Source organism: Algoriphagus algorifonticola (genome assembly GCF_007655305.1).
Lineage (GTDB): Bacteria > Bacteroidota > Bacteroidia > Cytophagales > Cyclobacteriaceae > Algoriphagus > Algoriphagus algorifonticola.
The window spans coordinates 76,057-82,665 of record NZ_VLOG01000034.1 but is presented as its reverse complement, the minus strand read 5'-3'; the positions used below and the strand labels follow the sequence as shown (position 1 = coordinate 82,665).

At 39.7% G+C, this 6,609-nt stretch carries 8 protein-coding genes; 1 reads left to right on the top strand and 7 read right to left on the bottom strand.

Features of this window, described 5'->3' with window-relative positions; all coding sequences use genetic code 11:
* Positions 1-559: 559 nt before the first annotated feature.
* On the top strand, positions 560-1,177 hold the full coding sequence (locus FL972_RS07550) for a hypothetical protein (RefSeq protein WP_144604451.1): 618 nt from the start codon (positions 560-562) through the stop codon (positions 1,175-1,177).
* An 86-nt stretch (positions 1,178-1,263) separates the two neighbouring features.
* Here FL972_RS07550 and tsf read toward each other — a convergent pair whose 3' ends face one another.
* The 7 genes from tsf to FL972_RS07515 all read right to left on the bottom strand — a co-directional run bounded on the left by tsf (position 1,264) and on the right by FL972_RS07515 (position 6,609).
* Positions 1,264-2,094, bottom strand: a complete 831-nt coding sequence (tsf, locus tag FL972_RS07545) for a translation elongation factor Ts (RefSeq protein ID WP_144604449.1) — start codon at positions 2,092-2,094, stop codon at positions 1,264-1,266.
* Positions 2,095-2,272: 178 nt separating this feature from the next.
* Entirely contained in the window at positions 2,273-3,034 is a 762-nt protein-coding gene (gene rpsB / locus FL972_RS07540; RefSeq protein ID WP_144604447.1) for a 30S ribosomal protein S2, read from the bottom strand.
* A 39-nt stretch (positions 3,035-3,073) separates the two neighbouring features.
* Complete coding sequence (rpsI, locus tag FL972_RS07535) at positions 3,074-3,460, bottom strand: 30S ribosomal protein S9 (protein ID WP_091654891.1); 387 nt, start codon at positions 3,458-3,460, stop codon at positions 3,074-3,076.
* 11 nt (positions 3,461-3,471) lie between these two features.
* Complete coding sequence (gene rplM / locus FL972_RS07530; protein WP_144604445.1) at positions 3,472-3,915, bottom strand: 50S ribosomal protein L13; 444 nt, start codon at positions 3,913-3,915, stop codon at positions 3,472-3,474.
* Positions 3,916-4,082: 167 nt separating this feature from the next.
* Positions 4,083-4,793, bottom strand: coding sequence for an RluA family pseudouridine synthase (locus FL972_RS07525; protein WP_144604443.1), 711 nt, complete (start codon positions 4,791-4,793; stop codon positions 4,083-4,085).
* A gap of 103 nt (positions 4,794-4,896) precedes the next feature.
* Entirely contained in the window at positions 4,897-5,388 is a 492-nt protein-coding gene (locus FL972_RS07520) for a hypothetical protein (RefSeq protein WP_144604441.1), read from the bottom strand.
* 150 nt (positions 5,389-5,538) lie between these two features.
* Positions 5,539-6,609, bottom strand: coding sequence for a sensor histidine kinase (locus tag FL972_RS07515; RefSeq protein WP_144604439.1), 1,071 nt, complete (start codon positions 6,607-6,609; stop codon positions 5,539-5,541).

The window sequence follows — 6,609 nt, the reverse complement described above, 5'->3', positions numbered from 1 at the left end:
TGAACCACATAGGCCACAAAGATCACATAGTTTTTTATGGTTTAGGTAATAAGTTGAGTAGTGCACTGGTGGGCTTAATTTTTAGAATAGATTCCGGTTATTCCTCCTGAGAAGCACATTTGTTTACTTTTAAAATAATCTGCGTTAATCTGCGAATCTAATCTGCGCTGATCTGCGGGAAAATTAATTAACCACATAAGCCACATAGATTTACATCGATTTCATGGTTTTAGCTACGAATTGAATAGTGCAAAGCTAGGTTTCGGTCTTGAATTAAGTCTCACTTATAATTCCTGAGGAGAGAGCAGTGGATCCTGTTTTTTGAGTATGTGCTTCCAATATACTTTCTGCCTAAAGCATCAGAATCACCATTTTGCTACCTTAAGAATCATAAAAATTAGATGATTTTTAATCTCACTATATGTAAAAAAATTGATAATAAATATAAATAAATAATGATAAAAAATTTAAAATTTCTAAAACCTAGAAAAAGTATGAAATAATATTTGAAAAGAATCTCTGATTTATCACCTTTACTAAAGATTTAAATCACATATTCATGTTTAAGAAAAAATTTTTCACAGTCTTAGTAATGACTATTCTAACCTTTAATTCATTTGGTCAGGAAGGGAAAGATAAGAAGTTGATTTATCGAGTAGGAGCCGGGCCTTCCATAGAAGGGAATCAAGGTAAATGGGCCATCAATTTTATGAATGAGTTGAGTGTTTATACTTCAGAAAGATTTTCTATCAATCCCTCCTTGACCTATTTTGCCGTGATCGGTGAGTTTGATGGAAGTGGGAAATTTTGGGAACCTCAATTGGATGGTCAAAATATTAATGCATTTTCCTCCAGTCTTTTCACCGATGTGAGATTGAACTACGATGTGATTCGAACAGCAAAAGACTTTAGAGTCGGCTTGGGATTTGGTCCCTCATTTCAATATGGAGGTGATGCTTCATTTGGGGGCTGGTTTCGAAATGAGCGTGGAGAAATGGAAGGAATTATGAATGTGGAGAGGTTTGCCCGTCTAGGATATGTCACTCAGGTTGTGTTTGATTGGCAAGGGAAAAATGAAAACAGGAGAAATACTTTAGGGGTAAGTATGTCGTCCTTTTCTGGGTATTGGCCCTATTACCTAATGGTAAATTATAGGCTAGGTTTCAAGCTGAAGTAATTTGATAGTAGGACAAAACAAGTCAAACAAAAAAAGCTGACCTTATTCAAGTCAGCTTTTTTTATGTTCAATGGGCTATATTTGAATTACCCGATAGAGATTCTTTTGAAAGCAGAAACAGTCATGCCTTTGCTTACATTGTTCAGGTACTGAGCGATAGTCAAGCTGCTGTCTTTCACAAACTGCTGGCTCAACAAGGTGTTCTCTTTATAGAACTTATTCAATTTACCCATCGCAATTTTTTCTAGCATTTCTTCTGGCTTGCCTTCTGCTCTTGCTTGCTCTTTACCTACTTCGATTTCACGCTCTACAGTAGATGAGTCTACACCATCTTTGTCAACGGCTACAGGGTTCATCGCAGCAATTTGCATTGCTACATCTTTACCTGCTTCTTCTACATCGGAACCTGAAGTGTTGGTCAATCCTACCATTACACCCAATTTACCGTTGGAGTGAATGTAAGGAACTACTGCTTCAGCTTTCACTACTTCGTAATGAGAGATTTCGATTTTTTCACCGATTTTACCGGTCATTTCTACGATTTTCTCAGCAACCGTGATTTTTTCAAATGGAAGAGCAAGGATTTCTTCGATAGAAGAGGCTCCCTTTTCTACTGCTAAGGTCAAAAGAGTAGTTGCGAATGCACCGAATTCTTCATTTTTAGCAACGAAGTCAGTTTCGCAAGTCAAAGAAAGGATAGTGCCTGTAGCTCCATTGTCAGATACGTTAGTTACTACTACGCCTTCTTTGGTTTCTCTGTCAGCTCTGGAAGCGGATACTTTTTGTCCTTTTTTTCTGAGGATGTCTACAGCTTTATCGAAGTCGCCTTCTGCTTCTGTCAAAGCTTTTTTGCAGTCCATCATACCGGCACCGGTCATTTGTCTCAGTTTGTTTACTTCTTGTGCAGTAATTGCCATTGTGTGATCTGTTTGTATGATTAAACGATTTTTATTCTTGGTTTCAACCCCTAAATAGGGTTGGGGAATTTGGGCCTTGCTTCCAAAAGCTAGTCAAAGGCCGAGTAGAAACAAAAAATTGAACACCGACCGAGGCCTGATGTTCAATTTTTGTTAGTATATCAAATCAAGTGAGTTTTTACTCTTTGGTTTCAGCGTCAACAGCTCTTTTTGCTTCTTCCTCTTCAGAAAGTTTAGCATCTTCTTTGTCTTTCTTACGCTCAGAAAGACCTTCTTCGATAGCTGCTCCGAAAGCTTTAACCAATAAGTTTACTGACTTGAATGCATCATCATTGGCAGGGATAGGGAAATCCACCTCATTTGGGTTGGAGTTTGTATCTACCAATGCAAAAACAGGGATACCAAGCTTTTGTGCTTCAGCAATCGCAATGTGTTCTCTTTTGATATCTACGATGAAAAGAGCCGCAGGAAGTCTGCTTAGGTCAGCGATACCGCCCAATACAGTTTCCATTTTCTCCTTCTGACGAGACACCATCAGCCTTTCTTTCTTTGCCATGTTCTTGAAAGAGTCTTCCTTCATCATTTTCTCAAGGCCAGACATTTTCTTCAAGGATTTGCGGATCGTGGCAAAGTTAGTCAACATACCACCCAACCATCTTTCGGTTACGTAGGGCATGTTAAGACGACGAGCTTCATCTGCTACCAAGTCTTTAGCTTGCTTCTTAGTAGCGACAAACATTACTTTTTTGCCTGAGCGTACGATTTGCTTGATTGCTGCGGATGCTTCATCGAGGCAAGCAAGCGTTTTGTTAAGGTCGATAATATGGATTCCGTTCTTCTCCATGAAAATATATGGAGCCATTCTGGGATCCCACTTTCTCGTCAAGTGTCCGAAGTGAACACCAGCATCCAGTAAGTCTTTGTATTCGATTTTTGACATGAATAAAATTGTTTTCTATTGATTGAAGAAAAGATCCGATTAACGCTTGGAGAACTGGAATCTTCTTCTTGCTTTTCTACGTCCTGGCTTCTTACGCTCGACCATTCTAGGGTCACGAGTCAAGAATCCTTCTTTTTTCAATGGACCTCTGTGCTCTTCGTTGAATTCGCACAAAGCTCTGGAGATAGCCATTCTAGCTGCCTCAGCCTGCCCTTTGATACCACCTCCGTCTACATTGATTTGGATGTCGTAGTTTCCGTCTTCTCCTACCAAGGCAAGAGGCTGCTTTACCACAATCTGGTGCAAATCAAATGGGAAGTAAACTTCTAGTGTCTGATTGTTTACGGTGATGTTGCCTTTTCCCGGAGCCATGTAAATTCTGGCTACAGAGGTCTTTCTTCTACCGATTTTGTTGATCATTTCCATGAATTAGTCGATTAAAGAGTGATGGTTTTTGGCTGCTGCGCTGCATGTGGATGCTCAGATCCTTCATACACGTACAGATTTCCGTACAATTTCCTACCTAATCTGTTTTTTGGCAACATGCCTCTGACAGCTTTCTCTACCAAAATCGCTGAAGATTTTTCTTTCAACATTCTAGGTGTAGAGATTCGCTGACCACCTGGGTAACCTGTGTGACGCACATATACTTTGGCATCCCACTTGTCACCAGTCAATCTGACTTTGTCTGCGTTGATTACAATGACATTGTCACCGCAATCCACATGAGGAGTGAAGCTAGGCTTCGTTTTTCCTCTTAAGATTTTCGCTACCTCACTGGCTAATCTACCCAATACTGCTGCTTGGGCATCCACAATCACCCATTGCTTTTCTACAGTCGAGTTGTTAGCCGATACGGTCTTATAGCTTAAAGTATCCACTGTGTAACTGTTTAATTTTTAGCTTGTTAAATATATTCGACCCCCAAAAAGGGACACAAAGATAGAAGTATTTTATTTTCCATGCAAAATATTTCCAAGGCTAATCCTGATTTTCACAGGTTTAGCATAAAAACACCGAATTTTTTATTGCTTTTTCAGACTGATAATCAGGCTGTTTTTTCCAACTGATGGACCAAAACCTGAAAATCTTTGGGATAAGGAGCATTGACGGTGATTCTTTTTCCGTCCAATCCTTCAAACCCGATCGAAAAAGCATGCAAAGAAACCCGCTGCATGATGGGTAATTCTTCTGTCTCTTTTTTCAAATTGAAGCGGCGCTTGAGCGAAGAAAGGTATAAATGCTTACCTCCGTACAGCTCATCTCCGCAAATCGGAGATTGTAGGTAGGCCAAGTGTACACGGATCTGGTGCAATCTACCCGTAATGGGTTTGCATTCGATCAATGAATGTGCCCTGTAGGTCTGTATCGTATGAAAGACCGTCTGAGCAGGCTTGCCTTCCTTGCTGACTTTGGCTACACCTTTGGCGGAAGCAAGTAGGTTACGATCCACTGTCAGGTGTTCGTATTCCCGGATGCCTTCTACCACAGCATGATAGATTTTGTCCACTTTTCTATTTTCAAACTGGATGGCCGTGTGCCTGTAGGCCTCTGGATTCTTGGCAATCACCAGACATCCGGATGTCTCCTTGTCCAAACGATGGCACAGCTGGGCATCTGCTGTGTGCATCTTGGCAAGGTCCAGGATGTTCTGCGCCTCATGTCTATCGTCTAAGCTCGACAGGTAAGGCGGCTTGTTGATTACCAGGTAATCCTCGTTTTCAAACAGAATGAGTTTTTGAAAATCTATTTTTTTCATGGATTCGCCTGTGCCTCTTCAAAGAGGCTGCAAAGGTAGGGAAATGATCGCTCAAAAAAAATCCTTCCGAGGGGAAGGAATTCTGCTTTCTATTCAAGGATGATTAGCGCCCTTTGGTGATTATAAAACCAGCTTTGATATGTGAAGGATCATTACTGTATTTTAACTCACCTTTATGAAAGACTTTTTGAATGTGTTTCTGGTTGAATTCTTTATCGTATACAATTTCTGAGTAAAGCGTGTCTGCCTCGTTTTCATTCCATTGAATCACTGTCACTTCGGAATCAATGATTAATCTCATTTGATGGTATTTTTCATCCACATGCGGAGAAATAATCCAAAAATTCCTTCTCATGTTGGAGTGCCCTCCATTAAAATACTCTTCCAGCTCTCCCGCTCGCTCATAAAAGATTTTGATGACATTTTCCCTGAAGGACTCAGCTCGTTTTTGATCCAAAAGGTCATTGCCTTCCCTGTCTTGGACTTTAAGGTTAATCGCATTATTGCCAATAGGGCAACAAGGATCCATATGCTTATCGCAGGAAAAAGTACCTAAAGCAAAAATAATTAATACTAGTTGGGTAAGATGTTTCATCAGTTCTAAAGGTTAAAACGCAAGAACTAATTTACTAAATTTAAATAATTAATCCGTTGGACAATGAAATAAAAGTAAGATTGATATTTATGGCTAGTTTCATGTATTGAGAACACATTGATATCAAAGGGGAAAATCGAGGTTGAACTATTAGTCAACTTCTATGTTTTTTTCCAATTCCTTCTCCTTCACCAGTGGCAAAGAAAAACTAAAAATTGATCCTTTACCCACGGTCGAACTTACAGAGATCTTACTTTTATGACCTTCCAGAATGTGCTTCACGATTGCTAATCCCAAGCCTGTTCCGCCTTCTTTTTTGTTTCGGCTTTTTTCTACCCGGTAAAACCTTTCAAAAATCCGCTTCAAGTCTTCTGGAGGGATTCCCTGTCCATCGTCTTTAATATCTACTTGAATGTGACTTTTCTGAGTTTTCAGAGATATTTTGACCTCACCTTCATCATGATTGTATTTGACGGCATTGAAAATCAGGTTTTGACAAACTCTATAGATTTTCTGCCTATCAGCATGGGTCACATAGCTTTTATCAGAGTCGTATTTAAAGGAGATATTGACCTTTCTTTTGGATGCTTTATGCTCCAATTCCTCAATTACTTCATCAATCAATTCTTTCAAATTAAAGTCTGTGTAAACAAACTTGATTACTCCGCTTTCCATTTGATTCAGGGTTAATAAATCCTGCACCAGATTATCCAGAGAATCCAGACTTTTGGCTGCCCGCTTGAGGAATTTCATCCGAACTTGCTTATCATCAATTGCTCCGTCCAATAGCGTGTGGATATAGCCTTGTGTTGCAAAAATTGGAGTTTTCAGCTCGTGGGAAATGTCGGCTATAAACTCCCTCCTGAACTCTGCATTTTTTTGCAAGGCATCAATCTCTTTTTGTCTGGCTATCGCGTAGGAGTTGATGACATTATTGATTTTTCTTAAAGGAGAAATAGAAGACTTGGAGCTTTTATCAGAGATTTCGGAAAGGTCCTTTTTCTGGATTTTTTCCAAGAGGGAGTAAATATTTCCGATCTCACGAAAAACCAGAAACTCCAAGGTAATATTGATCAATAAATAAGAAGCAGAGAAAGAAAGCCCGAAAGCCACTAATATCAATACAGGAGTGGAATCTTGTAATAGAGATAAAAATGCTGACACCATGACCGAAATGGCCACAGCTAAGATCAAAGAAATACCTCGGGAGCTTGCAAGCAT